Raw genomic sequence first — 25646 nt, forward strand, 5'->3', positions numbered from 1 at the left:
CATTCGGCGTTTCAATCATTCATACGTCCTACTTTCTACACTCTTTCAGGAGTTTGTGATCACGCTCTAGGTCCGACCGCTCTATCGCAGGATAGAGATCATAGTGCTGTTCAAACCGACTGGCGCCGGCCTCAAGTGCCAAAACAAGCAAACCGCTGCCGAAACACGTTTCCATATGATCCTCATCACTGAACAGGCTCCAGTCCGTCATGTAACCCAGCTCCGGCTTATCGAGATCGACAAAGGGAATCCGATACTTCGTGGAAACACGTATTAGGTCGTCAACATGCTGCTGAAGACCATACTTGACCTGGAATGCATAGAGATCCGAGCGTACCGGCGGTTGAAACAACACGATCTGGATACCATGATCACGTCCCCATAAGGCAAACATGTCAAACAAACCATCCCACGGGGCGTTGCTCGAAATATCCCTCAGGCGTTGAACCTTGATATTGTCATTAGTCACTTCAGGCAGCATTTCGGCCTTTTCAGTCAGCGCCCTGAATTGCCCCTTTTTCTCGCCGTTTGCCTCAAGTTTTCCGAGCAAAGGATCAGCTTTGACGGGCATCGACTCCTGCGCCCCCGGCAAGAAGGACGAGAATCGAAATTCGCTTTTGTGCCGACGCATCTCCGGTTTCCAGCTTGCCGTTGAGGTATTGGTCAGCTTGCCAGCCTCAGCAAACACCTGCTGGCAACCAGGCACATCGCTTGAGCACAAGGGCGCCAGAGTTTTAAATAACGGGAGGTACTTAAGATGGTCAGGCTCGACAATTAACCTGCCGGGACGTCGCAACAAAAAAGAAGCTTCGACGTAAACCCGCTTCAAATTTGGAAACTTCAAGCGTAGGATTTCTGCCTGAAGCAACAACCCATAAGTAATTTCGTTGTATGTGTTTCCGGCCCCCACGACCGCATCGGGCACACCAAATTTGCTGGGACGCAGCACCTTGCTGCGTGAAGTACCGACGTAGCCAGAGGTCACCTCAGCCGGATCGGGATACTGGCTGAACAAGGCAACATTCTGAATCAACAATTGATTGCCAAGTTCACGCCCCGATATTGTCATGTTCGGCAGCGCCATGATCAGCGCCGAAGCACTTTGCATAACATCCGGTTGTTTGAGGGCCTCACGATAACGAACGGTAACTTCCAGACCAACAAACCCAATGACCACCAATACAGCCGTCAGTACGTATAACTTGAGCAGGCTGGCTCGCGTCAACCTCAAGCTTTTAGAATTGAAAGTATATGAAGTCATTGCCGTCTACATAATAGATGTAAGAGAAAAGTGCCAACGAGGCAAAGCCGCATGCCGCCTGCCAGGGAAAGGCGTTCGTAATATCACGCTGATAGGTCGTGCGGTGAACGAACCATTGCAGTGGCAGGTAAAGGAGCAATAACTCGAAAAACAATGGCGCAAGCTTCGTTTGAGCCCAGCCCGAGGCGGGAACAACGATGTGCTCGAGCATCATCATTGCCTCACCGACATTGGCAGCACGGAAAAATATCCACGCGACAAAAACTACCGTCATGGTCAACAACCACGCGACCGGCCCCCATTGCAGCACTCGCTTCAACGACAAGGGCAAACCGCTATTCTCAAACCAGCGATTAATCGCCAGCGCACCGCCGTGCAAACCGCCCCAGATGATGAAGTTCCAACTAGCGCCATGCCACAATCCACCCAGCAACATAGTGAGAATCAGGTTTCGTTGAATTTTCCATTTGGCTTGGGTGCGCGAGCCACCTAGCGCAATGTAAAGGTAATCCCTCAACCAGTTACTCAGGGTGATGTGCCAGCGGCGCCAGAAGTCCTTGATGGACAACGATGAGTAGGGGGCATTGAAGTTGTAAGGCAGCACGTAACCGAAAAGCAACGCCGCCCCCAGGGCCATGAGCGAGTAGCCCCAGAAGTCGCACAGGATCTGTACGCCAAACCCGATAACCGCGAAAAGATTGTCGAGCCCGGAATACTGGTCCGGCGCCTTAAATATCACATTGATAAAGGGAGCTATGCCGTCAGCGATCCCGCACTTGAGTGCCAGGCCGGCGATAAAATAGTAGAGACCGTTATAGCAATGAGCGCCGTCCAGTCGTTGCTTCACGTGTATCTGAGGCATGAACTGGCTTGCCCGACAGATAGGACCGGCGATGAGGTGTGGAAAAAACAACACGAAAATAGCGAAAACGACCGGGTTTTTCTCGTGCTTGAATTTCCCTTGATAGACATCGACCTGATAGGAAATCAATTCGAAAACATAGAACGAAATGCCGAGCGGCAGGATCACCTTCAGCAAACCTATTTCAAACGAAGGATCCTTGAGCCTGGCGACGTACTCAATATTCTCCAGAAAGAAATTCATATACTTGAAGTAACACAACAAGGCGAGATTCAGCACACACGAAAGAATCAGCCAACCACGCGCTTTGGTGGCCGAGACCTTGCCGGCAATAAGCCAGTTGACCGCGATAACCACCAGCAACATGAAGCCGAACTCTTTGCTCCAGCTCATGTAGAAATACAAGCTGGACAGCAGCACGATCCATTGCCGGCCGCGCAATGATGGGCACAACCAGTAAAAAGCCAGGGTGATCCCCAGCAAAATTACATATTCTATGGAGTTGAATAACATCGCCAGTTAATTCCACATCATTTATTTATTTTTTGAACAGCCGTATTTATAACGCCTGTGCACGCCTTACAGACACTAACGCCTACAGCTATGGGCCATGTCAAAAACCTTGATCAATTGCCGTTCAAGCTTGTCGATCGAGAACTGTTCAGTACAGTAGGCTTGAGCAATCTTCAGTGCCTGCTCCCGCGACTGTGGCGAATCAAGAGACCGTATCAGCGCATCATGCCATTCCTCATTCACCAGCACTCCGCCACCGTCCGGAATTACCTTGCTGTACACTGGGATGTCCGATGCCATGACAGAAATTCCTGCCGCCGTGTATTCGATGAACTTCGTCGGCGCCTTGCACAGGTTAAAATCTTCGTTGACCAGAGGTGCCAGGCCGATGTCCCAGTTCAAACCGGCCAGCACGGAAAGAAACTCCGCGTAAGCTTTATTGACCTTGTGGCTCTTAACCCTGTCGCCGAAGCGCACGAGGCGCTCGGGCATCTGGATGGTACCGAACACCTCAAAATGCAGCTCGGGCCTTTCGTCGAGCAGACGCTCAAGTGCCGGCACAACCATGTCCAGGTCTTCCTGATGCCCCTTGGACCCCATGTAACCTATCGTCTGATACGAACGCTCCTGCCGGACAATAGTGACCCGCTCCCCCATAAACGGCGCATACATGCCGTGAAAAATAGGTTGGTGGGGGTACATCCCGCCCAGCAGACCTGCCAGATGAGAAGTGGATGCGTAGATAAGATCACAGTGGGCGAGCAGATATCGACGCGCGTCGATAACGTCTTGGGCGCCTTGGCGCTTCTGGATCTCCGCACCTAGCGAATGGGGAATTTCCAACAGGTTATCGTCGATGTGATAGACAACCGGAATGTTCTGCGCTTTGAAGTAATCGACAATATCGGCGCCAAATGGCTGACCGTATCGAGTAATGACGACCAGATCCGGATTGAACGAATCACTCCATTGCTTCCAGCACCCATCCCCCTTTCGCGCGACAAGGTTCTGGGAAACAACGGCAAAGTTCACTTCCCCCCGGCGATGCATCTCGCGCAAGGGAAGATCGAAACTGATGAAATAGGTGGCATTCACATTCTCGGTAAAAATCAGAATGTTCAGGCCATTCGGGTTGCCTGCCTGGAAAACGTCGAAATCACTCGACGCTCCGGTAGCACGCGGTCTGAATAGCGACTTGAGAAACGCAATCATGCGTTGGAAGCCTTCTGATCACCCGAACCTTGCTCGGCCTGCAGTTTGGCCTCATACGCCTTGATCACTTGTTGACGATGGCGCTTGGCTTCATAAACAGCCTTGTGCGGAATGTAGCCCGACAGTTTGTCGGTAGCCGCATTTTTCTTGTCCCACAGGCCGTGCAGGAACGATGGAATAAAATGGCGATATTTGATGTCGCGCAGCAGTGAAGGCCTGAAGTAACCGAGGTCGATTTCCTTCTGGATGGCTGCTTCGGTCAATGTCCCGTCCGCCAGCATCATCCGCACTTCAGCAAACCATGGCCAAGCGTTCTTGTTGCCGCAAGCGGACCAAGGCTGGGTATAGACGTCAGTGTAGTGGATCAACCGAGTGTCCGTGTCCCAGTGCTCCAGGCTGTTCCATTCGAACGGCACACCGTACTTGACGTGCTCTTCGTCCAGAATGATCAGTTGTGACATGAGCTGGTCGTAGTCATAACGCCCTTCATCCATGCCACGCACGATGGTTTCAACGTCCCAGTCCAGGCGCTCACAATCAAGCAGCATTACGGCGCACTGCTTCTTGCGGGTTTTCGGGGCGCCAACTTTCTGGGTCGACTCGTCAGTGAACTTTACTTCCTGCTGGATGATGATTTTCGCGCCATCGAACGGAATGTTCCACAGTTCGCGGATATCACGAAACACCAGCATGTCGGCGTCCATATAGATCGCCTTACCCTTGTAGCCGCTGAGCTTGGGAATGCAGAAACGACTGAAGGAAAACCCGGTGCGCTGACCGTTACGCGGGTCTAACGGCTCAGGTACCGGAAGGTCAAGCATCGGGATGACTTCAACCTTGGCCGTGGTATGTCGCTTGATCGAATACTCGAGGACGGGAACGGCTAACAGCTGCGAGCGATCAACACCCACATATACCCGTATCACTTCATCGTCATGAACCATTCGAAAACCCCTCTTAAACGTTAGCGTTCTTGAATTCTACCTTCGCCCATTCGGCAAGACGCTCTACGCCCGACTGAATGCTGACATTCGGGCTCCAGTTCAAAGCGGCCCGGGCGGCGGTAATGTTGGCGCACGCATAGCGAATATCACCGATCCGGAACTGGCCGGTGATTTTATAAGAGGTGTCGCTCACGCCCAGATTGCGCATCAGCATTCTGGCCATTTCAAGGATCGAGACCGGCTCGCCGCTACCAATATCGAGAATAGTGCCGTGGGCAACGTTGGCATTGTTCGCCTTGACCAACGCGTCCACGATGTCATCCACAAAAACGAAATCACGGGCAATATCGCCGTCTTCGAAAATCGCCAGTTCGCCACCGGCAAGCAGTTGACGAGCGAAGATCGACAATACGCCGGTATAGGGGTTACGCAAGGACTGGCCAGGACCGTAGACATTCTGGAAACGCAGAATGGTCGCATCCCACGGCGCGCCGTCACCGGCCTGGCATAGCAGGTATTCCTGCATCAGTTTTGTCGAAGCGTAAACCGAAGCCGGTGCCGGCGGCAGACCCGCGTGGCTGGCGATAGGCCGAGCCGGTAACACCGCACTTGCCGGCAATGGCACCGTGAAGTCACCAGCGGTCATCGTCTGTGGCTGGCGTGGCAAGCCGACATATTCCACACCGCGGGCATCGGCGTAACCGCCCTCACCGTATACCGCCCGCGATGCCGCCAGTACAACCTTGCGCACATTGTTTTGCTTACGAAGCGCCTCGATCAAGTGGGTTGTTCCCAACACGTTGACCGAGCAATAACGAGACGGCTCATCGTAAGACTGGCCGGTACCGGTTTCTGCTGCCAGGTGATACACCAACTCCGGATCAGCTTTGCTTACTGCTTGCATGAGCGCCTGGGCATCGGCGACATCGCCGCGGACAAAGCGTACGTTCTGCGGCAGGACAGGGTCGACAGCGTCACCACCATGGACCTGAGGGTGCAGGTTGTCGAAGACCCAAATGGAGCGAGAAGCATCTTCCTTGAGCAGGGCCTTGACCAGACGACTACCGATAAAGCCGGCACCGCCGGTAATGAAAATACGCTGTGTCATTGATTTGTTACCTGGGAATGTAGTGGTGTTGAGCAAACCAAGTCGTCAACTATTCGGACGGCGGCATCGCCTTCCAAGATCATACGTTTTACAAAACGCTCGGAAAGGTGCTTGAACTCTGGCACTTGGCTTTCATCCAGAACGCGCTCGATGAACGCGGACCAGTTCGCCATCTGCTCGATGGCGTAAAGTGGAGCGTAGGTCTGGGTGTCGAGATCGCCCTTGACCACAGCAACCGGCAACCCGCGCGCTGCTGCATCGAGAGCCACAGTAGAAGGACTGGTGATAACCGCCTTCATTCGACCCAACAACCCGCCAGCGGTATATCGCTCCCATTCGGGCTGTTTGGGATCGGCGATGATCAGATTCGAGGCGACGGGCTTGTCTCCCTTGTAACGGGAGGTCAGCCACAGCCCCGCATGATGAGGCTTGATCAAAAAGGTGACAGCAGGGAATTGTTCCGCCAGCGCAGTTACCCCTGCAAGAAAAAACTGCCGATATTCTTCGGAGTATCGATGCCAATGCAGGTTTTCAAAGACACCAACCACGCAAGCTTCGGGAGCGATCAACGTATCCAGATTGGCAACTTCTTCCTGGCCCACCTTGGAGCAGCCAACCGAAACGCATTTTGCGCGGGTAGCTGGGCTGATATCGGCGTGCAAGGTTTCCAGCCCGCCCCAAAGGTAAATCCTGTCGGCGGCGAAATTGATCCGGTCTATCGATTGGATCTTGTCGCTGTAGGTCAAGCCCACATTCTCGAGACCATGTTGCAAGGTCGCAGTCATGACGCCGGCGACCTTCGCCGCTTCGGTAAGGGCGCGACTGAATCGATGAGGACTGAGATTGGTTTCCGATACCGTCAGCAGCACTCTGGTCCGGGAGCTGAGGCGGAATGAAGCCAATGGCTCGGTGGCTGATACTATTCGGACATTGATCTGATGAAGTGACAGGGTTTTCATCACTCGCGGAGAAGCTTTAAGCAATGCGTCGCTGCACACCACTTGCAGCGCTATCTCGCGCTGCTTGAGTTCAAGCATGATCGGCAGCGCAAGATCCAGGTCCTGGACCAGATGCAGTACCACAACGACCTCCGCTTCGCAGGAGTCTGCACCGGAGCGTTGCGCGATGGCCAATTGCACCGCATCCTGCCACAGAGAGCCAATGACAGCAGAACTGAAGTGTTGCTCAATCAGCGTCCGTGCAAGCGCTACGTCCTGGCGACCATTTTCGGTGCTCGACAGATAACGACGCAGCCCCTGCAAAAAATCACCGGTCATGATGCTGCCGGCCAACGGCGACAGTGCAGGCGTTGCGGTAGCGACGACGGGAATGCCTCGTGTCAGGGCATGAACCGTTCGATTGGCGGACTTGCAGACGCTGAACGGGTCGCAAGAGTTGGGGATCAGAACAACCCGTGAAACAGCCATCCAATCGTCGACAACGTTGATCGACCATTCCAAATAGCGTGATGCAATTGCCATCGGCTTGATAAAGCGCTCGTACTTGGCAGCATTGTTACTGATCACCACAAGCTCAACCGGATACTCCAGTGCAATAGCTTCCAGTGCATCCTGGATGAGAAGCAAGTCGAGCATGCCGAAGTCGGCGTAATCGGCACCGTGATTACCGAACCACAGCAAATACATGGTTTTCGACGGATCAGGAGCTGGTGCATTTGAAACAACAGCTGGGATCGCAGGAACTGCGACAACCGTTGTCTTTTTGAAGACCGCTGCTAGTCTCCGGAGCGGGCGCAAGGGCACCCACGCAATGGCCATAACGGTTGAGATCGAACCATCCCTGCCACGCTTTTTCCTGATACGTTGCAATTGTTTCTTCAGCAAGCCCTTGAAGACGTTCAGCAAACGCTTGAGCGTGTAGATACCGCCTGAGTCCTTGATTTCATTCGACAGCCTCATGAACCGGCTGCGCCACAAGGAGGGAGCCATGGATTTTTCCATCGCCATGGCATCTTCGACAAGCTTGCGGCCTTCGTTCGTTACCCTTTCAGAAGCCAGGCCATCCGGAATGACGTGTACGACAACGCCTGGCACATGGGCCTTTATGACGTCTGACAAAGGTTCAGTGGTTGTCACAACAGCAGTTGCGAATTGGGCCATTCTGATGAACATTTCGCCATGCGTGCCCAACGGCCCCTTGCCATAACCAGGCACAAAAACGTTGTCACATAGGTCGATGATGACGGGTATGCTCAGCGCCCGGGCACGCTGAACCAATGCCAGGCTTTCAACAGAAAAAGCTTTGACGACAACAAGGGCATCAAGACTTTCAAGATTGACAGGGCCTTGACTGGTAAACAGACTGCAGATAAATCCTTGTGCTTCAAGTGCCAACAAAGGAAGTAATGCCCGGTAGCGCACGCTGGCCATGTCGAGCGACAGTGAGGCAACGCACCAGCCTACGTTTATCTGATGTCTATCCATAAGACCTTCCATCTCTGAACACTTCCCCGCCCCTTCGGTCAATGCAATAACAAACGGACCGGCCAATAAATAAAAAACTGATGAAAAAGAGATATATCGACCCGCGACCACGAATAGATACAGATTCGTGGTATCGCGCTCGCGACCTGAATCAAAGGGTCTGCTCATGCAGGGCAAGCTCAGCCCGAACGCGAGTCATAATTGCTTATTCTACCGAACACATACCGATTCGCGGGCTTTTTTTGACGCAAGGCATTCTGGACGATATTCATCCAGGGATCATGACACGCATCAAACAGACCAGCTTGCTCGACAAGGCCAGAACCAACGACCAAGAACTCTAATGAGCGACTAACATGCATTTTAACACCCGCGATGGGCGGTGCCGACCGACGACGATGCCCCCCCGAGGACTGCTCGCCGGTATCACCCGACCTAGCACACCAACTATTTTTGAATAAAGGGGGCCTACGGAGTGCTGACCGCTTTTGTCAATCCGGGTGATCAAAGCCATGACGATATTTGAGCACTTTTGCAGGCACACCGCCCACGATAGCTCCTCGATCGACGGTTTTATTGACAACCGATCCCGCGGCGATTATGGCACCATCATGGATTGTGACCCCATCCAGGATACGACTCCCCGTCCCGATCCATATGTCACTGCCCATCTGAATGCCTTTTCGAGTGAGGCCCTGCTTGGCAATAGGCACTGTAGAGTCATCGAAAATGTGATTGGCAGGAATGACGACGGTATGCGCCGCAATCCGCACATAATTCCCGGTTTTCAGCCCGCCATGACCATAAAGCACACAATATGGGTTAACCGAATTGGATTTACCCAACTCTATTCGCCCACCCGGCCCAGTGTCCAGGATTGCGCCGGGATGGAGTATGCTTCCGTCACCTATAACAATGGTTGAGTCCGAGTTGGTACAAATAAGTCGCGCGCCGGACTTTATGACCACCCGCTTTCCAATTACGATATTGGAAAGACACCCCTCAAAATAAGCATCCGGCGCGACCTGAACCCCCTCTCCAAAGGAGACGGTTATTTCTTCTTCTATTTTATTTGAAGAACAAAAGAACTGCCTTATCCTCGAAAGAATGATATTCATTAATATTTCACTACGTATGCTTTCGTCCTATTCGGTGCTTCATCTCCGTATCGGATTTGAGCTAGTGTTTCAGGCTTATCTTTAAAAAACTGATCAATAGCCTTTCCTGCCATCGGGTAATTTACAGAATTATAGTCATCAAAAAAAATCACCCCCCCCTTGACCATACGAGGATAGAAGTACTCCAAACACTCAATGTGCGGCTCGAACAAATCACAATCGATATTAACGTAGTGATATTTCTGTTCTTCCAGCAATGGTAGCGAGTGACTAAAAAGGCCTTCATGCAACTCGACGTAGCGACTCAGATCAGCTCTATCGATCAGAGCTTGAACCCCTGCAAGAGACGTCTCTGTAAATAAAGTCTTATTCAGATAAGTCGCATCAGCCGGCGCGAACAGCTTGTCTTGATCCGAAAGTGGCGGCAGACCGCTAAATGTATCCAAGCCCAGCATTTTAAAAGGTATACCGCTCTCACGCGCATACTTTGCGCACGCCACAAGACTGCTACCCGTAAAAACGCCGCACTCCACTGCATTGAACCTGGAGAGCCTGCGGACACCTCTATTCCAGAAGAAATCTCCCCAGGGATTTGTTTTCTTTTTCTGCCTTTCACTTCGGAGAAAATTGGCAATGGCTATTTGAAAGCCATGAAGAACAGGAACCCGCTCGAAAAAAATATCGGGAAATGGAGGAACATGCGGAAACTCGAGCGACGCATTGAACTTAAGCTTCTTTTTTTTCACAACACCATTACTGGACATTTTTACACCCTCGAACTGGAAAGGGCCAAGCCCAAGTCAACGATGCCAGTTTGGCCTGACACCGAAGTAACATCGAAATTAAAAAAGTTTTGCGACATCTCAAGTGGCACGGCGGCATCCCCCACCACTTCATTGACAATATAGCTCAAGAAATACTTCCCGCCGAGCAAGTGATTGTTAAATGAAAACTCCAAGTGATACTCATCCCCTTCAACCACATCATGCAGCAGTGGACCGCACTCCGCCCCATCAATTGCACATACAGTAATACCAGAACTGTTCCTGATACCAAAATTAAACGCTATACACTCCGCTGAACTCGCAGCTAAAAACTTAGCCTTGAACACATACTGATTTGCCTGATCCTTATACTCCAAGGAAAAATCTTTAATCATTTCAGCAGTCGATGAAAGCTTACTGATCTCCGACTTACCCATTGAGCGAGCTTTCGGCTGCTGTTCGCTTCGTACACTTTTGTACACTTCGATGGCCTCAAAGACGGATCCATCGTGGATTTTCTTGCCACCCTCGATGACGACAGCCCGGGTACAAAAATTCGCTAGCAAATTCTGGTTGTGCGTCACCAACAGAAAAGTCTGCCCCGAATCACGCATCTCCCTGATACGGTCGTAACATTTCATACGAAAGCTGGCGTCGCCGACAGCCAACGTCTCATCAATAATGATCAAGTCGGCATCAACATGAACTGCACAGGCGAATGCAAGGCGAGACTGCATACCCGACGAATAGGTTCGCATAGGCTGATCAAAATAATCACCTAAATCGGCGAACGCTATGATGTCAGCTATCCTGCGATCAGCGCCTTGCTTGTTAATGCCCTGAATACTGCAAAAAAGATAAGCGTTTTCTCTACCGGTGAAACTCATGTTAAAGCCGGCAGTGAGCCCGAGCAATGTAGCAATACGGCCATATCGGGACACTTGACCGTCAGTGGGCTCAATCACATTTCCCAAAATCCCCAGCAGTGTTGACTTACCGGCACCATTCCGCCCAATAATCCCAACCGTCTCACCACTGCGAACTTCCAGATCAATGCCATCCAGAACTTTTTTACCGCCAACCCCCTTCGACGCTCGTTTCAGCAACGCATCGAAAAAGACAGTCATTGGTCGCAAGGAACTTGCGTAGCTTTTGCTTATACTTGATGCTTCAAGAAGCAGGCGATTGCGTTCAATATTAGACAACATCGGCGACCACCCCTTTGATCCTGTTAAACAACCAAACAGAAAAAACACTTAAAATAAGCGCCGACGAAAGCAGAGAAAGAAAAACAATTAGAGAAGGCCCCCTACCAAAAACCAAGGCCTCCCTTATAGGTTCGACTATAACGGTCAGTGGATTAAGCCAAAGAATGAAACGATACGCTTCCGGCGCAAGACTGACAGGATATGAGATGGGAGCGGCATAAAAAAGCACGCGCATCAGCAACCTGACTGCCTCTGAGATATCCCCAATAAAAGGGCCAACCATCGATAAAATCAAAGAAAGCGCGGAAATAATAGTCAAAGACAACATTAACAAAATCAAAGCCCAAGCAATCCCAGGCAAGCTAACCACAGAAAATGCCATGCATAAAACCAGCACCATCGTCGCGTATATTATACCGTGGACGTAGGCACGCATGAGATTCGCAAGCCAGATCACCCACAAAGGAAACGGCGACTTGACAACATAAGTTCTTTTGCTCGCATAGACCACCGTAGACGAGTTAACAACATCGGAGACAAGCAAATATATCGACAAGCCGATAAAAAACGGCAACACAAAACCAACGGACACATTAGAACCGGGTTCATTCCAACTTACTTTTAATATGCCACCAAAAACAACTGTATAAACAAACAATAAACACAGCGGTGTCAGGACCATCCAAAAGACACCTAGAAAGGATCTTTTGTATTTAGCCTGCAGGTCGCGTCTTGCCAAATCCCATGCTAACCTAAAGCATTCTGCGAACTTCATAAAAACCTCAAAAAATGGATACAACAAATATCCAGTTCAAATATTCTCAGGCGCGAAATTATAAGGAAACACCGCCGAAAAAGCGAGCGCGATGGCATATCAATACCACATGATCACGACTATCCTTCCTACCGAGCACTGCTGGACAATTCATCGGATCATCCATCCACCACTCTCAACCCAGCCCTCCAACCCACAGCCCATCTGCTCGCTTGGCAGGCCAAGTCGGATCTCGACGATCCAGACAAAGAGGTCACCAGCGGGCCGAGGGCGAGAGCCCTCCCCCTCTTCACTCGCGCCCAGCTGCCCTTGCTGAAGTAACAGACGAAGACACCACAATAAAGCACAGCATGCCGACTCGAACTTATGTCCTGCCCGCCTTTAATAAATAGGCAACAAAAATAAGCGGTAAATACGCCATGCAAATTCCCGCCACAACGTTCAAATAATCCTGACTAACCAAGATCGAAACAGGTAGCAAAAAAACAACATTAATGGCGACCACACTCACCGTCACTTTTTTATGCCCCCAACGACGCGCCGCTTTTTGATAGGCATGGCTGCTATGGGCTTGATAAACCTTATCTCCACCTATGAGGCGTCGAATTAGCGTCCATGTCGCGTCAACAATAAAAACCCCCAGCAGAATCAACCAGTTCCAGATCAATTCAGGCTTGCTCCAGGCCGACTGAAGCGCCATTGCACCGAGAATAATGCCAAGGAAACCGCTCCCCGCATCCCCCATGAAAATCCGGGCCAGCGGAAAATTCCAGCAAAGAAAACCCACAACAGCCCACACCAGTATCAGGGGAGCCCAGATCAGCTCAATAACGCCGCCCATCCAATAGATCAGACACATCCCTAGACATACGCTGATAGCCTCAACACTGGCCAAACCATCGATACCGTCCATGAAGTTGTAGAGATTGAGCAACCAGACCAGATAAATCGCACCAACGACACCACCGAACCATCCCGGCGTCAACGAAACACCCAATAGCTCAATGGGCGCTATCCCGCCGAACCAGAACAACACCCAAACCGCCGCTATAAAGTGCCCTAGCAAGCGCCATCTCGCGGCGATATGCCCATGGTCGTCGGCGAAGCCGATTACCGCAGTCAACATACCCGCGCCTGACAGCGCCATCAGTGCCGGCAGCGACAACAAATCCAACAATGCGAGAACTGGAAGCGCGAGCAAAAAAGCGATAACGATTGATACGCCCCCACCGCGAGGCGTGGGAACCGAATGAGCGCTACGCTCGTTCGGAATATCCATCAGGCTTCGGGACAAGGCATACCGGCGCAAAAACCCGGTCAACCCGCATGAAACGGCAAACACCAATACCAACAGCGTAAAAATCATCTTGCCTCTTTATCCCGGTAATGGTCAGCTGCCTGACGCAAGGCCCTTTCTGTACTGACAGGCGGATGCCATCCAAGCACCTCACGCGTGTGCTGGATATCCACCTGTAAAGAGCTGCATAACCGCTCGGCAACCCCCGACGCTCCGATCATCGAGGCAACAACGCTCAACAATCGCGCAGGCACAGGTAACAGTCTCGCGATCTTACCCAGTGCAAAGGCCATACGGCGCAGCAACTGACTAGTGGACAGATCCTCACCATCGCTGACCAAAAAAACCTGACCGGCGGCAGCAGGATTGTCGATACAGGTAACCACCAGGTCCGTGAGATTTCCGAGCGCAACCAGACTGCGCCGATTATCGATGGCCCCCAATGGCAAAGGCACGCCGCGATCCAGCCAACGCATCATGCTGAGGAAATTGGCTTTGACACCCGGCCCGTAAACGAGGGGCGGACGGATAACCACAACCTCCATCCCGGTTTCTTGGCTGATTTGCCACAACGCAACCTCCGCCTCATGCTTGGACACGCCATAAGGATCGACTGGCGCAGGTAAATCCGTCGCCTTGAACGGTACATTGCGTACCGTGCTTTCGCCATTCACCTTGATTGAGCTGATAAAAATAAAACGCTTCACTCCGGATTCTGCTGCACGCCTTGCAAGCCGAACGGTGCCCTCGACATTGGCCTTACGAAACTCCGCGAGGCTGTCCGCAGCCGCTTCATTCATGACATGCACTCTGGCCGCACAATGAACGACGACCCCCCCCTCCTCCAGCACTGGCATGCCTATCGGCAGATCCAGATCAAAGGGAACGACCCGGCATAAACCACTCAATCGAGAGCTTGCGCGAACTGCCGCGACGGGCGCGAACTTCTTGTCGAGCAACAATCTGAAGACCACGGCTTCACCGACAAACCCGGTCGCACCCGTTACTAAAACTTGCGGGCCTTTCATCTACTTTTACTTCCGATCAATGCCGCTGCCCAACAAATCAAAAAAAAGAACACTTTATCCCGTACCCGCCGACGACATTTCCAGGCACTAAAAGAGAGCCTCAATAGCTGCCCGCGCCCCAGACGTAGCCAGCCTCGAACGAAAGGATCAGCACTTTGCCCTACTTGACGCGCTATTAGTCGGACTTGGGAGAACCACCAACCATCATGAATAGTCTTGTAACGCGCAATTAATGGATTGATGCCGGTGTTAGCCCCAATCTGGTTTCGCTCGTGCTGACGATATTGCATGGACGGTTGCGGATCGATAAACCATTTGAAGCCATGGCTGCGCGCAAAGGCATAGCAATACCAATCGTGCAGACTGACACCTTGCAGCTCAGTCCAATTGGCTAACAGTGACGCCTTTAAAGCCCCCATTACCCTGCTACTCATCACATACGTGCAACCTGGCCCAGCTGCTTCAAACAGGAAGTCCCACGCAACCTGAGGCTGAGCCTTATCGAGCAACTGTGTCCTGCCGCTCGACCAAAAAGCGATGACATTGCTGGAGTAGGCATCTACATTCAGGGTATGAATCGTGCCGGTCGCGCGCTGAAGCTTATCCACGTGCCAGATATCATCCTGATCGGCAAAGGCGACAAAGTCATAGCCTTCAAAGTCGACATCGCGAATGAGGCGAAAGAAGTTACGGGAGGCACCACCAAAACTACCGGCGGCCGGCAAAACTAAAACCTTGAGGTGATCAGCCGCATAAGCTGCACACCAGGCTTCGGTGCCATCAGTGGAAGGATCGATACTGATATAAACGGTTACGTCGACAGCTGACTGGTCGAGAATCGAGGCCAACTGCTCCTCGATCCACTGCATGCCATTGTAGGCAGCCAGCAAAACCGCAACCTTGGGATGTTTTACTGGCATGCCATTCCTGCCTGGGCCGATTAAACGCGACTGCTCGAAAGGTTTAGCCTTCGAATCAGTGGGAAGGCGAGTCCAGCAGTTTCTGCAGATATTGACCATAACCAGTCTTCTTCAGGGCATCAGCCTGAGTGCCCAGCTGCTCCGCACTAATCCAGCCATTGTGGTAAGCGATCTCTTCCAGGCACGCCACTTTCAGGCCTTGTCGCTGCTCAATGGTGTGCACGAAGTGGCTGGCTTCCAACAGCGAATCATGGGTACCGGTGTCCAGCCAGGCGAAGCCACGGCCGAGCATTTCAACGTTGAGAGTCTTTTGCTCGAGGTACGCACGGTTAACATCAGTAATTTCCAGCTCGCCACGTGCGGATGGCTTGATGTTCTTGGCGATTTCGACAACCTGGTTGTCATAGAAGTACAGGCCGGTCACCGCGTAGCTGGATTTTGGCTTCAGCGGTTTCTCTTCGATGCTCAAGGCTCGGCCGGAAGCATCGAACTCGACCACACCGAAACGCTCTGGATCCGACACGTGATAGCCGAATACCGTCGCGCCGTGCTCTTGAGTGGTAGCGGAACGCAGGTTTTCCGAGAAGTGCTGACCGTAGAAGATGTTGTCGCCCAGGATCAGGCAGCAAGGGTCCTTGCCGATGAATTCTTCGCCGATGATGAAGGCTTGCGCCAGACCGTCCGGGCTAGGTTGCTCGGCGTAGCTCAACTTGATGCCGTACAGGCTGCCATCACCCAGCAATTTTTGAAAACTTGGCAGGTCTTCTGGGGTGGAGATAATCAGGATTTCGCGCATGCCGGCGAGCATCAGCACCGACAGCGGATAGAAGATCATTGGCTTGTCGTAGATCGGCAGCATCTGCTTGGACACGCCGAGAGTCAGCGGGTGCAGACGAGTGCCCGAGCCGCCAGCGAGGATAATGCCTTTACGATTTGTCGTGGTCATTTATTCAGGACTTCCATCAGCATTCGGGTGACACCACTTTGCCAATCCGGCAAGTGTAGAGAAAAATTGTCGCGCAGCTTCTGAGTGTTCAACCGTGAATTCAGAGGGCGGCGCGCCGGTGTTGGGTAGGCGGTTGTGTCTATCGGATTGACCGACGTAACGGCGAGCTCTTCACCGTTGGCCTTGGCAAAACCGATCACATGGCTGGCATAGCCGTGCCAGGACACTTCGCCGGCGGCCGCCAGGTGATACAGGCCCGCCAGTTCAGGACGTTGCATGACTTGCTGAATGGCCAACGCCGTCACGTCGGCAATCAAATCTGCTCCGGTCGGGGCACCGATCTGGTCAGCGATAACGCTCAGGGTGTCGCGGTCCTTGGCCAGACGCAGCATGGTCTTGGCGAAGTTGTTGCCGCGCGCGCCATAGACCCAGCTGGTGCGGAAGATCAGGTGCTTGCAGCCCGAGGCAGCAATCGCTAGCTCGCCGGCCAGTTTGCTGGCGCCGTAATGATTCACCGGGGCGACGGCATCGGTTTCTTGCCATGGCTTCATACCTTCACCGCTGAACACGTAATCGGTGGAGTAGTGAATCAGCCAGGCGCCCAGGGATGCAGCCTCTTCAGCCATGACCTGACTCGCCTGACCGTTTACGCGGTCGGCCAGCTCGGTCTCGGATTCAGCTTTATCGACAGCGGTGTAGGCCGCAGCGTTGACGATGACGTCGGGCTTGACCTGACGGATCGTCGCACGCAGTGCATCGAGGTCAGACAGGTCACCGCTCAAACCATCGACCGGGTGACGATCCAGGGCGATCAACTCGCCAAGTGGCGCAAGGGAACGTTGCAGCTCCCAGCCGACCTGGCCGTTTTTTCCCAACAGGAGGATTTTCATGCCTTGTCCGAACGATCCGTGTAGTTCTGGTCGATCCATTGCTGGTAGCTGCCGCTCTTCACGTGAGCCACCCACTCAGTGTTGTTGAGGTACCACTCGACGGTCTTACGGATGCCGGTTTCAAAAGTTTCTTCCGGCGTCCAACCCAGCTCGCGCTGGATTTTGCTGGCGTCGATCGCATAGCGCTGGTCGTGGCCTGGGCGATCCTGAACGTAGGTGATCAGGCTGGCGTGTGGACGATGAGCGGAGTCCGGACGCAGTTCGTCGAGCAGTGCGCACAGGGTATGCACCACTTCGATGTTTTGCTTCTCGTTATGGCCGCCGATGTTGTAAGTCTCGCCGATTACGCCTTCGGTCACGACTTTGTAGAGCGCGCGGGCGTGGTCTTCGACGTAGAGCCAGTCACGAACCTGGTTGCCTTTGCCGTAGACCGGCAGCGGCTTGCCTTCCAGTGCGTTGAGGATGATCAGCGGGATCAACTTCTCAGGGAAATGGCAGGGACCATAGTTGTTCGAGCAGTTGGTTACCAGGGTCGGCAGGCCGTAGGTACGGCTCCAGGCGCGAACCAGGTGATCGGAACTGGCCTTGCTGGCCGAGTACGGCGAGCTCGGCTGATACGGAGTGGTTTCGGTGAAGAGGTCTTCCGGACCTTCAAGGTCTCCGTAGACTTCGTCGGTGGAAATATGGTGGAAGCGGAAGTTGGCTTTGCGCGCATCATCCAGCGCCGCCCAATAATGGCGCGCAGCTTCCAGCAAGGTGTAGGTGCCGATGATGTTGGTCTGGATGAATTCAGACGGACCGGAGATCGAGCGGTCAACGTGGGACTCTGCGGCCAGGTGCATGATGGCATCCGGTTGGTGTTCACGCAGGACACGGTCCACTTGATCACGGTCGCAGATATCAACGCGCTCGAACACGTAACGCGAGCTTTGGCTGACTTCGGCCAATGACTCAAGGTTACCGGCATAAGTCAGCTTATCGACGTTAACGACAGAGTCGGCAGTGTTGGAGATGATATGACGAATGACTGCCGAGCCGATAAATCCGGCGCCGCCGGTTACTAGAATTTTCACGCGAAACCATACCCTTAAGTTACTGACAGGGCCGCCAACCGCGCACTGTCTAATCCATGAATACAAAAGCCATCAAGTTCGCCGAGGCTTCTGACAGAGTCAGTCTGAACCGATTAGGGAATGCCCTATCGACCAAGCGCAGCATTTTACAGCTTAATAAAGGTTTTACTAATGGATATGGACAAGCTGCGACGCAAATCCCACGCCTGCAACGGGCTTATCGCAATCAGACAAGGCGCTTGCGTGAGGCTCTGGACGCACGCCCCAGAAACCAGCCCAGAATGGGGCCGATCACCATGCCGACCAGCAGCGCAATTACCATGATCAGCGATACTGGCAACTGCGGGCCTGCCCAGCCCAGGAAAAGCAGCGACACACTCTGCTGGTTCTCAAGAACGAACGCCAGGATCGCCAGAACGAGCAGCAGGACAAATACAGCGAGAAGTACGCGCTTGAGGTTACGCATCAGCGGTTCCTTGAAGTGCAGCAGCTGTCAAAGCCCCTCCTCCTCGTCCTCATTCACACGATCGCGCAGTTCTTTGCCTGGCTTGAAGTGAGGAACGAACTTGCCGTCGAGGCTGACGGACTGACCGGTTTTCGGATTGCGCCCTACGCGCGGTGCGCGATAGTGCAAGGAGAAGCTGCCAAAACCACGGATCTCGATGCGATCACCGGTGGCCAGACATTGGGACATTTGCTCAAGCATGGTCTTGATGGCCAGCTCCACATCCTTGGATGAGAGCAGCCCTTGATGGGTGACAATTCGTTCGATCAACTCCGACTTCGTCATATTTTTCCCTTCTTTTTCAAGCAGCTAGATCAGCGCTTCAAAGGTTTTAGCACGCCCTGAGAAATTTGAACAGCCCGAGTTTTGACATATCTTCATCGGCAACGAGATGCCCGATTTCAGGGCAGCGGAACACTGATGAATTCACTCACCTGCATATGACCAGCATGGTGCGTGTCAGATAACCCGCGGGATTGAAGCCGAAAGGGAACACATCTTCTTCCTTGGCGTCGTCGGACCTTACGATGACTTTGTAGCCCGCCCCCTTACACTCCTTGGCCGCTCGCTTGTGACACCTCTCCCACCCCGAGCCCAACCCGGAGCAATCGACCTCTATGCCACTGACCCCACGCACCGCGTGAGTCTTGGCGCTGGTGGTACAACCTGCCAATGCCAGTACTGCCATCACGACAATGAGCTTGTTCATTCACTTCCTTATGCCGGATGCACAACCCGGCGGTCGTTCACTTCAGACTAAGCCTAGCCTTGAATAGACGATTGACCTGTATGAAGCTACAGACAACTTATGTAGATCATTGGTTTCACGAAAGAAATATTGCAGCGTCCGCACGCTTGGGATTCACCAAATCGCAGGCACAAAAAAGGGCGACCGAAGTCGCCCTTTTTCTATGGTCTGACAGAACTCAGTTCTGTTTGGCCATTGCTTGACGCAGCAGTGCCGCCATAGTGGTGTCACTTGCCTCACCTTCCGGAGCAGTTTTCAGGCTCTGGATGGCTTCTTTCTCTTCAGCGTCGTCTTTCGACTTGATGGAGAGCTGGATTACGCGGCTCTTACGATCAACGCTGATGATCTTGGCTTCTACTTCCTGGCCTTCTTTCAGAACGTTGCGCGCGTCTTCAACGCGGTCACGGCTGATTTCGGAGGCTTTCAGAGTCGCTTCGATATCGTCGGCCAGAGTGATGATGGCGCCTTTGGCGTCAACTTCTTTCACGATGCCTTTAACGATGGCGCCTTTGTCGTTCTCTTGAACGTACTCGGAGAACGGATCGCTTTCCAGCTGCTTGATACCCAGGGAGATGCGCTCGCGCTCTGGGTCAACCGACAGGATAACGGTGTCCAGTTCGTCGCCTTTCTTGAAGCGGCGAACGGCTTCTTCGCCCACTTCGTTCCAGGAGATGTCGGACAGGTGAACCAGACCGTCGATGCCGCCGTCCAGACCAATGAAGATACCGAAATCGGTGATCGACTTGATGGTGCCGGAGATTTTATCGCCCTTGTTGAACTGGCCAGAGAAATCTTCCCATGGGTTGGATTTGCACTGTTTGATGCCGAGGGAGATACGACGACGCTCTTCGTCGATGTCCAGAACCATGACTTCCACTTCGTCGCCGACTTGTACGACTTTCGAAGGGTGGATGTTCTTGTTGGTCCAGTCCATTTCGGAAACGTGTACCAGACCTTCAACGCCTTCTTCCAGCTCAGCGAAGCAGCCGTAGTCGGTCAGGTTGGTTACGCGAGCGGTAACACGAGTGCCTTCTGGGTAACGGGCTTTGATAGCAACCCATGGATCTTCGCCCAGTTGCTTCAGGCCCAGGGAAACACGATTGCGCTCGCGATCGTACTTCAGAACCTTGACATCGATCTCGTCGCCAACGTTGACGATTTCGGAAGGATGCTTGATACGTTTCCAAGCCATGTCGGTAATGTGCAGCAGGCCATCGACGCCACCCAGATCGACGAATGCGCCGTAATCGGTGAGGTTCTTGACGATACCTTTGACTTGTTGGCCTTCCTGCAGGGATTCCAGCAGAGCTTCACGCTCAGCGGAGTTCTCGGCTTCGAGGACGCTACGACGGGAAACGACAACGTTGTTGCGCTTCTGGTCAAGCTTGATGACCTTGAATTCCAGTTCTTTGCCTTCCAGGTGCGTGGTATCGCGCACTGGACGGACGTCAACCAGAGAACCTGGCAGGAACGCACGGATGCCGTTAACGTCGACAGTGAAGCCGCCTTTAACCTTACCGTTGATAACGCCCTTGACCACTTCTTCGGCTGCGAAGGCTGCTTCCAGAACAATCCAGCATTCAGCGCGCTTGGCTTTTTCACGGGACAGCTTGGTTTCACCAAAGCCGTCTTCAACCGAGTCCAGAGCAACGTGAACTTCGTCACCGACGTTGATGTTCAGCTCGCCAGCATCGTTGTAGAACTGCTCAAGCGGGATGAGTGCTTCAGACTTCAGGCCAGCGTGAACGGTTACCCAGCGAGCCTGGTAATCGATATCAACGATAACACCGGTGATGATGGAGCCTGCCTGAAGGTTCAGGGTTTTTAGGCTTTCTTCAAAGAGTTCCGCAAAGCTTTCGCTCATTTTAATTCCTGTTGAATAAGGGCGAAGGATACGCCCATCTCCACATCCCAGACGATGTGGGTTACGTTCATTTAAAGAAACGACACAGGACTATGACTGGTCCCCTGGGTCGTTTCTTGGTCACCCGGCGATATCGCGAATGGCGATCTCGCTCATGATGCGTTCCAGCACCTGATCGATGGACAATTCCGTGGAATCCAGCTGTATGGCGTCAGCCGCCGGTTTGAGCGGGGCTACCGCTCGCTGGGTGTCACGCTCATCGCGCGCACGTATCTCATCTAGCAGACTCGACAGACTAACACCATCGACTTTGCCCTTCAACTGCAAGTATCGACGGCGCGCACGCTCCTCCGCACTGGCCGTGAGGAAAATCTTCAATGGCGCATCGGGAAATACCACCGTGCCCATGTCACGACCATCGGCCACCAGACCCGGCAATTCCTGAAAGGCGCGCTGGCGCTGCAACAATGCCTCGCGAACGGCGGGCAATGCAGCAACCTGCGAGGCACCCGAGCCGACGCTTTCGGTGCGGATCACATCGCTGACTTCATCACCCTCCAGAATAATGCGCTGCAGCTGACCGTCGGTCGCCGCGATGAATTGCACATCCAGATGAGCGGCGAGCTTCTTGAGCAGCTCCTCATTGGTCAGATCGACGCCATGGTTATACGCCGCGAACGCCAGCAATCGATACAGCGCACCGGAGTCCAACAGATTCCAGCCCAGACGCTTGGCCAGTATCCCGGCTACAGTGCCTTTGCCAGAGCCACTTGGCCCATCAATGGTGATGACCGGTGCAATGATTTTCACGACTGCGCCTCTTGTGCAACACGGATACCGACCTGCGCGCACAGCGCGAGGAAGTTCGGGAACGAGGTCGCGACGTTGGCGCAATCATGGATGCGGATCGGCGCAGTGGCGCACAGTGAAGCCACGCTGAAGGCCATGGCAATCCGGTGATCGCCGTGACCGTGCACTTCGCCGCCGCCGATCTGGCCGCCGTCGATGATGAGGCCGTCCGGAGTGGGCTCGCACTTGACGCCCAGCGCCAGCAGACCGTCCGCCATGACCTGGATCCGGTCCGATTCCTTCACGCGCAGCTCTTCGGCGCCGCGCAGCACAGTACGACCTTCGGCACAGGCAGCAGCCACGAACAGCACCGGAAACTCGTCGATGGCCAACGGAACCAGCGCTTCGGGAATCTCGATACCTTTGAGTTTAGCTGCCCGTACGCGCAAGTCCGCTACCGGTTCGCCGCCGACTTCACGCTGGTTTTCCAGAGTGATGTCCGCGCCCATCAGACGCAGGATGTCGATCACGCCGGTACGGGTCGGGTTGATGCCGACGTGCTCGAGCACCAGCTCCGAACCTTCGGCGATCGACGCTGCCACCAGGAAGAACGCCGACGACGAGATATCGCCCGGCACTTCAATGTGGGTCGCAGTCAACTTGTGGCCGGACTCGACCGAAGCGGTCGCGCCGTTGACGGTCACCGGGTAGCCGAAGCCGCGCAGCATGCGCTCGGTATGATCGCGAGTCGGTGCCGGCTCGGTGACGGTGGTCTTGCCCTCGGCGTACAGCCCCGCCAGCAGCAGGCAGGATTTAACCTGGGCACTGGCCATCGGCATGGTGTAAGTCAGGCCCTTGAGCTTGTTGCCGCCACGAATGGTCATCGGTGGACGACCGTCAGCGGCGGTCTCGATCACGGCGCCCATTTCACGCAGCGGATTGGCCACGCGATTCATCGGACGCTTGGACAATGAAGCGTCGCCGGTCAGGGTGCTGTCGAAGTTCTGCGCAGCCAACAGGCCAGACAGCAGACGCATCGAAGTGCCGGAGTTACCCAGATAGATCGGCCCCGGTGCAGGCTTGAGGCCATGCAGGCCGACGCCGTGAATGGTCACACGACCGTGGTGCGGACCTTCGATGACGACGCCCATGTCGCGGAAAGCTTGCAGGGTCGCCAGGGCGTCTTCGCCCTCGAGGAAACCTTCCACTTCGGTGACGCCTTCGGCCAGGGAACCGAGCATGATCGAGCGGTGGGAAATCGATTTGTCGCCCGGTACACGAATCCGCCCAGTCAGGCGGCCACCAGGTTGTGCCAGGAAAATCAGATCGTTGGAATTCATAGCGTCCACATAGGCCCGGCGGGCCAGGATTTTACTGAAATGCTCGCGGGCAACCCGGGCGCGAGTGAACACGCCCAACAATTGGTGCCCATCCCCTGCATCGACCGCGTCGCGCAAGGCGTCGAGGTCGCTGCGAAATGTATCGAGTGTGCGCAGGACAGCTTCGCGGTTGGCGAGGAAGATGTCGTGCCACATGACCGGGTCGCTACCGGCGATTCTTGTGAAATCGCGGAAACCGCCCGCAGCGTAACGGAAGATCTCAAGATTTTCATTGCGTTTGGCCAACGAATCGACCAAACCGAACGCCAGCAAGTGCGGCAAATGGCTGGTCGCCGCCAACACTTCATCGTGACGCTCGACCTGCATGTGCTCGACGTCGGCGCCCAATTCGCGCCACAACCGGTCGACCACCGCCAGCGCGGCCGGATCGGTCTGATCCAGCGGCGTCAGGATCACTTTATGACGACGGAACAGATCGGCATTGGAGGCTTCCACCCCGCTCTGCTCGGAGCCGGCAATCGGATGCCCCGGCACGAAACGCGCCGGCATGCCGCCAAACGCTTCGGTGGCGGCGCGCACGACATTGCCCTTGGCGCTGCCGACGTCGGTCAGAATCGCTTGCCCCAGGTCCATGCCCGCCAACAGCGCGAGCAGCTTTTCCATGGCCAGGATCGGTACCGCCAGCTGAATCACGTCAGCCCCCTGGCAAGCTGCCGCCAGGTCGACTTCACAGCGATCCACCACCCCCAACTCGACCGCCAGCTTGCGCGATTGCGGGTCGAGATCGACCCCGACCACTTCGCGGCACAGACCGCTTTCACGCAGGCCTTTGGCAAACGAACCGCCGATCAACCCCAGACCGATCACCACCAGGCGACCGATCATAGGTTCAGCAGATTGCAGCGCAGTGACATCAACCACGAGCCATAACCTTGGTCAGCGCCTCGAGGAAGCGGCTGTTTTCCGCCGGCAAACCGATGGTGATGCGCAGGTGGTTCGGCATGCCGTAGTTGGCCACCGGACGCACGATCACACCTTCACGCAGCAACCCCTGGAACACCGGGGCGGCAACGCGACCCAGATCGACACAGATGAAGTTGCCTTTGGAGGGAATCCAGCTCAGCCCCAACTCACGGAAACCCGCCTCAAGCTGCTGCATGCCGGATTGGTTCAGGCGACGACTTTCAGCCAGGTACTCGACGTCTTGCAGCGCGGCACAAGCGGCGGCCAGCGCGAGGCTGTTGACGTTGAATGGCTGCCGTACACGATTCAGCACATCCGCAACCACAGCCGTGGACAAGCCATAACCGACCCGCAGCGACGCCAGACCATAGGCCTTGGAGAAGGTGCGCGAGACCAGCAGGTTCGGATAGGCCGCCAGATAATCCAGGCCATCCGGCAAGTCGCTGCCTTCGGCGTATTCGATGTAGGCCTCGTCCAGCACCACCAGCACATGAGCCGGTACGTCCTGCAGGAATTCATCCAGCGCTTCGGCATTGAACCAGGTCCCGGTCGGGTTGTTCGGGTTGGCGATGAACACCACGCGGGTATCGGCATCGATCGCGGCCAGCATGGCCGGCAGATCGTGCCCCCAGTCTTTGGCCGGGATCACTTTTGCCTGGGCACCAACGGCCTGGGTCACGATCGGATAGACCGCAAACGCATGCTCGCTGAACACCGCATTCAGGCCCGGCGCCAGATAGGCACGCGCCACCAGCTCCAGAATGTCGTTGGAACCGTTGCCCAGCGTTACCTGGCTCAGCTCGACGCGGCACTGATCGGCCAGCAGGGACTTGAGCGCAAAACCGTTGCCGTCCGGATAGCGGGTCAGCTCGGCCAGCGCTTCGCGAATCGCCGCCAGCGCCTTGGGACTGGCGCCCAACGGGTTTTCGTTGCTCGCCAGCTTGACGATGCTGGCCGGATCGAGGTTCAGCTCACGAGCCAGTTCGTCCACGGGCTTGCCCGGAACGTAAGGCGAAAGTTGTTGCACGCCCGGCTGTGCCAGAGCGAGGAAGTTGCCACTCATTTGCTACCGCC

At 54.3% G+C, this 25646-nt stretch carries 23 protein-coding genes; all 23 read right to left on the reverse strand.

The genetic code is table 11. The features are described from left to right. Nucleotides 1–28 precede the first annotated feature (28 nt). Nucleotides 29–1261: a hypothetical protein gene (locus PSH64_RS21710; protein WP_305478647.1), complete on the reverse strand. Its 1233-nt coding sequence runs from the start codon at nucleotides 1259–1261 to the stop codon at nucleotides 29–31. Further along, on the reverse strand, nucleotides 1236–2636 hold the full coding sequence (locus PSH64_RS21715) for an MBOAT family protein (protein ID WP_305478648.1): 1401 nt from the start codon (nucleotides 2634–2636) through the stop codon (nucleotides 1236–1238). The genes PSH64_RS21710 and PSH64_RS21715 overlap by 26 nt, the downstream gene beginning before the upstream one ends. A gap of 75 nt (nucleotides 2637–2711) precedes the next feature. Next, complete coding sequence (locus PSH64_RS21720; RefSeq protein ID WP_305478649.1) at nucleotides 2712–3848, reverse strand: glycosyltransferase; 1137 nt, start codon at nucleotides 3846–3848, stop codon at nucleotides 2712–2714. After that, on the reverse strand, nucleotides 3845–4792 hold the full coding sequence (locus PSH64_RS21725; RefSeq protein ID WP_305478650.1) for a glycosyltransferase: 948 nt from the start codon (nucleotides 4790–4792) through the stop codon (nucleotides 3845–3847). Before PSH64_RS21725 ends, PSH64_RS21720 begins: the two co-directional genes overlap by 4 nt. A 13-nt stretch (nucleotides 4793–4805) precedes the next feature. Next, nucleotides 4806–5900: an NAD(P)-dependent oxidoreductase gene (locus tag PSH64_RS21730; RefSeq protein ID WP_305478651.1), complete on the reverse strand. Its 1095-nt coding sequence runs from the start codon at nucleotides 5898–5900 to the stop codon at nucleotides 4806–4808. Continuing rightward, nucleotides 5897–8512 carry a glycosyltransferase gene (locus PSH64_RS21735; protein WP_305478652.1) on the reverse strand — a complete coding sequence of 872 codons (2616 nt, stop codon included), beginning with the start codon at nucleotides 8510–8512 and terminating at the stop codon, nucleotides 5897–5899. The genes PSH64_RS21730 and PSH64_RS21735 overlap by 4 nt, the downstream gene beginning before the upstream one ends. 323 nt (nucleotides 8513–8835) lie before the next feature. Next, nucleotides 8836–9462, reverse strand: coding sequence for an acyltransferase (locus PSH64_RS21740; protein WP_305478653.1), 627 nt, complete (start codon nucleotides 9460–9462; stop codon nucleotides 8836–8838). Further along, nucleotides 9462–10226, reverse strand: a complete 765-nt coding sequence (locus PSH64_RS21745; RefSeq protein WP_305478654.1) for a TylF/MycF/NovP-related O-methyltransferase — start codon at nucleotides 10224–10226, stop codon at nucleotides 9462–9464. The genes PSH64_RS21740 and PSH64_RS21745 overlap by 1 nt, the downstream gene beginning before the upstream one ends. 2 nt (nucleotides 10227–10228) lie before the next feature. Continuing rightward, entirely contained in the window at nucleotides 10229–11434 is a 1206-nt protein-coding gene (locus PSH64_RS21750) for an ABC transporter ATP-binding protein (RefSeq protein ID WP_305478655.1), read from the reverse strand. Continuing rightward, the gene (locus tag PSH64_RS21755) at nucleotides 11424–12209 is read right to left on the reverse strand and encodes an ABC transporter permease (RefSeq protein ID WP_305478656.1); all 786 of its coding nucleotides are present in this window, start codon (nucleotides 12207–12209) and stop codon (nucleotides 11424–11426) included. Before PSH64_RS21755 ends, PSH64_RS21750 begins: the two co-directional genes overlap by 11 nt. A gap of 364 nt (nucleotides 12210–12573) precedes the next feature. Beyond that, the gene (locus PSH64_RS21760; protein ID WP_305478657.1) at nucleotides 12574–13575 is read right to left on the reverse strand and encodes a glycosyltransferase family 4 protein; all 1002 of its coding nucleotides are present in this window, start codon (nucleotides 13573–13575) and stop codon (nucleotides 12574–12576) included. Then, on the reverse strand, nucleotides 13572–14534 hold the full coding sequence (locus PSH64_RS21765) for an SDR family oxidoreductase (RefSeq protein ID WP_305478658.1): 963 nt from the start codon (nucleotides 14532–14534) through the stop codon (nucleotides 13572–13574). Before PSH64_RS21765 ends, PSH64_RS21760 begins: the two co-directional genes overlap by 4 nt. Next, nucleotides 14531–15454: a glycosyltransferase gene (locus PSH64_RS21770; protein ID WP_305478659.1), complete on the reverse strand. Its 924-nt coding sequence runs from the start codon at nucleotides 15452–15454 to the stop codon at nucleotides 14531–14533. Before PSH64_RS21770 ends, PSH64_RS21765 begins: the two co-directional genes overlap by 4 nt. Nucleotides 15455–15509: 55 nt before the next feature. Beyond that, nucleotides 15510–16400 carry a glucose-1-phosphate thymidylyltransferase RfbA gene (gene rfbA / locus PSH64_RS21775; protein ID WP_305478660.1) on the reverse strand — a complete coding sequence of 297 codons (891 nt, stop codon included), beginning with the start codon at nucleotides 16398–16400 and terminating at the stop codon, nucleotides 15510–15512. After that, nucleotides 16397–17290: a dTDP-4-dehydrorhamnose reductase gene (rfbD, locus tag PSH64_RS21780; RefSeq protein WP_305478662.1), complete on the reverse strand. Its 894-nt coding sequence runs from the start codon at nucleotides 17288–17290 to the stop codon at nucleotides 16397–16399. The genes rfbA and rfbD overlap by 4 nt, the downstream gene beginning before the upstream one ends. Continuing rightward, nucleotides 17287–18363, reverse strand: a complete 1077-nt coding sequence (rfbB, locus tag PSH64_RS21785; protein WP_305409808.1) for a dTDP-glucose 4,6-dehydratase — start codon at nucleotides 18361–18363, stop codon at nucleotides 17287–17289. Before rfbB ends, rfbD begins: the two co-directional genes overlap by 4 nt. A gap of 226 nt (nucleotides 18364–18589) precedes the next feature. After that, a complete protein-coding gene (locus PSH64_RS21790; RefSeq protein ID WP_105343148.1) occupies nucleotides 18590–18829 on the reverse strand; it encodes a LapA family protein in 240 nt (79 codons plus the stop codon). Nucleotides 18830–18856: 27 nt separating this feature from the next. Continuing rightward, complete coding sequence (gene ihfB, locus PSH64_RS21795) at nucleotides 18857–19153, reverse strand: integration host factor subunit beta (RefSeq protein WP_003369729.1); 297 nt, start codon at nucleotides 19151–19153, stop codon at nucleotides 18857–18859. 145 nt (nucleotides 19154–19298) lie between these two features. Next, entirely contained in the window at nucleotides 19299–19577 is a 279-nt protein-coding gene (locus PSH64_RS21800; protein WP_105343145.1) for a hypothetical protein, read from the reverse strand. A gap of 217 nt (nucleotides 19578–19794) precedes the next feature. Beyond that, nucleotides 19795–21480: a 30S ribosomal protein S1 gene (gene rpsA, locus PSH64_RS21805; protein ID WP_105343143.1), complete on the reverse strand. Its 1686-nt coding sequence runs from the start codon at nucleotides 21478–21480 to the stop codon at nucleotides 19795–19797. 120 nt (nucleotides 21481–21600) lie between these two features. Further along, nucleotides 21601–22290 (reverse strand): (d)CMP kinase, encoded by a 690-nt coding sequence (cmk, locus tag PSH64_RS21810; protein ID WP_105343140.1) that lies wholly within the window; start codon nucleotides 22288–22290, stop codon nucleotides 21601–21603. Further along, complete coding sequence (locus PSH64_RS21815; RefSeq protein ID WP_305481197.1) at nucleotides 22287–24494, reverse strand: bifunctional prephenate dehydrogenase/3-phosphoshikimate 1-carboxyvinyltransferase; 2208 nt, start codon at nucleotides 24492–24494, stop codon at nucleotides 22287–22289. Before PSH64_RS21815 ends, cmk begins: the two co-directional genes overlap by 4 nt. 28 nt (nucleotides 24495–24522) lie before the next feature. Further along, the gene (gene hisC, locus PSH64_RS21820; RefSeq protein WP_105343136.1) at nucleotides 24523–25635 is read right to left on the reverse strand and encodes a histidinol-phosphate transaminase; all 1113 of its coding nucleotides are present in this window, start codon (nucleotides 25633–25635) and stop codon (nucleotides 24523–24525) included. Nucleotides 25636–25646 lie beyond the last annotated feature (11 nt).

The organism is Pseudomonas sp. FP1742 (genome assembly GCF_030687145.1).
GTDB lineage: Bacteria > Pseudomonadota > Gammaproteobacteria > Pseudomonadales > Pseudomonadaceae > Aquipseudomonas > Aquipseudomonas frederiksbergensis_D.

Bases quoted from the DNA above. Each gene is read 5' to 3' on its own strand.
- rfbA (WP_305478660.1), bottom strand. From the start codon at position 16,400: ATGACCACGACAAATCGTAAAGGCATTATCCTCGCTGGCGGCTCGGGC.
- PSH64_RS21760 (WP_305478657.1), bottom strand. From the start codon at position 13,575: ATGATTTTTACGCTGTTGGTATTGGTGTTTGCCGTTTCATGCGGGTTG.
- PSH64_RS21715 (WP_305478648.1), bottom strand. From the start codon at position 2,636: ATGTTATTCAACTCCATAGAATATGTAATTTTGCTGGGGATCACCCTG.
- PSH64_RS21710 (WP_305478647.1), bottom strand. From the start codon at position 1,261: ATGACTTCATATACTTTCAATTCTAAAAGCTTGAGGTTGACGCGAGCC.
- PSH64_RS21800 (WP_105343145.1), bottom strand. From the start codon at position 19,577: ATGAACAAGCTCATTGTCGTGATGGCAGTACTGGCATTGGCAGGTTGT.
- PSH64_RS21745 (WP_305478654.1), bottom strand. From the start codon at position 10,226: ATGTCCAGTAATGGTGTTGTGAAAAAAAAGAAGCTTAAGTTCAATGCG.
- PSH64_RS21815 (WP_305481197.1), bottom strand. From the start codon at position 24,494: ATGATCGGTCGCCTGGTGGTGATCGGTCTGGGGTTGATCGGCGGTTCG.
- PSH64_RS21765 (WP_305478658.1), bottom strand. From the start codon at position 14,534: ATGAAAGGCCCGCAAGTTTTAGTAACGGGTGCGACCGGGTTTGTCGGT.
- PSH64_RS21740 (WP_305478653.1), bottom strand. From the start codon at position 9,462: ATGAATATCATTCTTTCGAGGATAAGGCAGTTCTTTTGTTCTTCAAAT.
- PSH64_RS21725 (WP_305478650.1), bottom strand. From the start codon at position 4,792: ATGGTTCATGACGATGAAGTGATACGGGTATATGTGGGTGTTGATCGC.
- rfbD (WP_305478662.1), bottom strand. From the start codon at position 17,290: ATGAAAATCCTCCTGTTGGGAAAAAACGGCCAGGTCGGCTGGGAGCTG.
- PSH64_RS21770 (WP_305478659.1), bottom strand. From the start codon at position 15,454: ATGCCAGTAAAACATCCCAAGGTTGCGGTTTTGCTGGCTGCCTACAAT.
- ihfB (WP_003369729.1), bottom strand. From the start codon at position 19,153: ATGACGAAGTCGGAGTTGATCGAACGAATTGTCACCCATCAAGGGCTG.
- hisC (WP_105343136.1), bottom strand. From the start codon at position 25,635: ATGAGTGGCAACTTCCTCGCTCTGGCACAGCCGGGCGTGCAACAACTT.
- PSH64_RS21730 (WP_305478651.1), bottom strand. From the start codon at position 5,900: ATGACACAGCGTATTTTCATTACCGGCGGTGCCGGCTTTATCGGTAGT.
- PSH64_RS21790 (WP_105343148.1), bottom strand. From the start codon at position 18,829: ATGCGTAACCTCAAGCGCGTACTTCTCGCTGTATTTGTCCTGCTGCTC.
- rpsA (WP_105343143.1), bottom strand. From the start codon at position 21,480: ATGAGCGAAAGCTTTGCGGAACTCTTTGAAGAAAGCCTAAAAACCCTG.
- PSH64_RS21750 (WP_305478655.1), bottom strand. From the start codon at position 11,434: ATGTTGTCTAATATTGAACGCAATCGCCTGCTTCTTGAAGCATCAAGT.
- PSH64_RS21720 (WP_305478649.1), bottom strand. From the start codon at position 3,848: ATGATTGCGTTTCTCAAGTCGCTATTCAGACCGCGTGCTACCGGAGCG.
- PSH64_RS21755 (WP_305478656.1), bottom strand. From the start codon at position 12,209: ATGAAGTTCGCAGAATGCTTTAGGTTAGCATGGGATTTGGCAAGACGC.
- PSH64_RS21735 (WP_305478652.1), bottom strand. From the start codon at position 8,512: ATGAGCAGACCCTTTGATTCAGGTCGCGAGCGCGATACCACGAATCTG.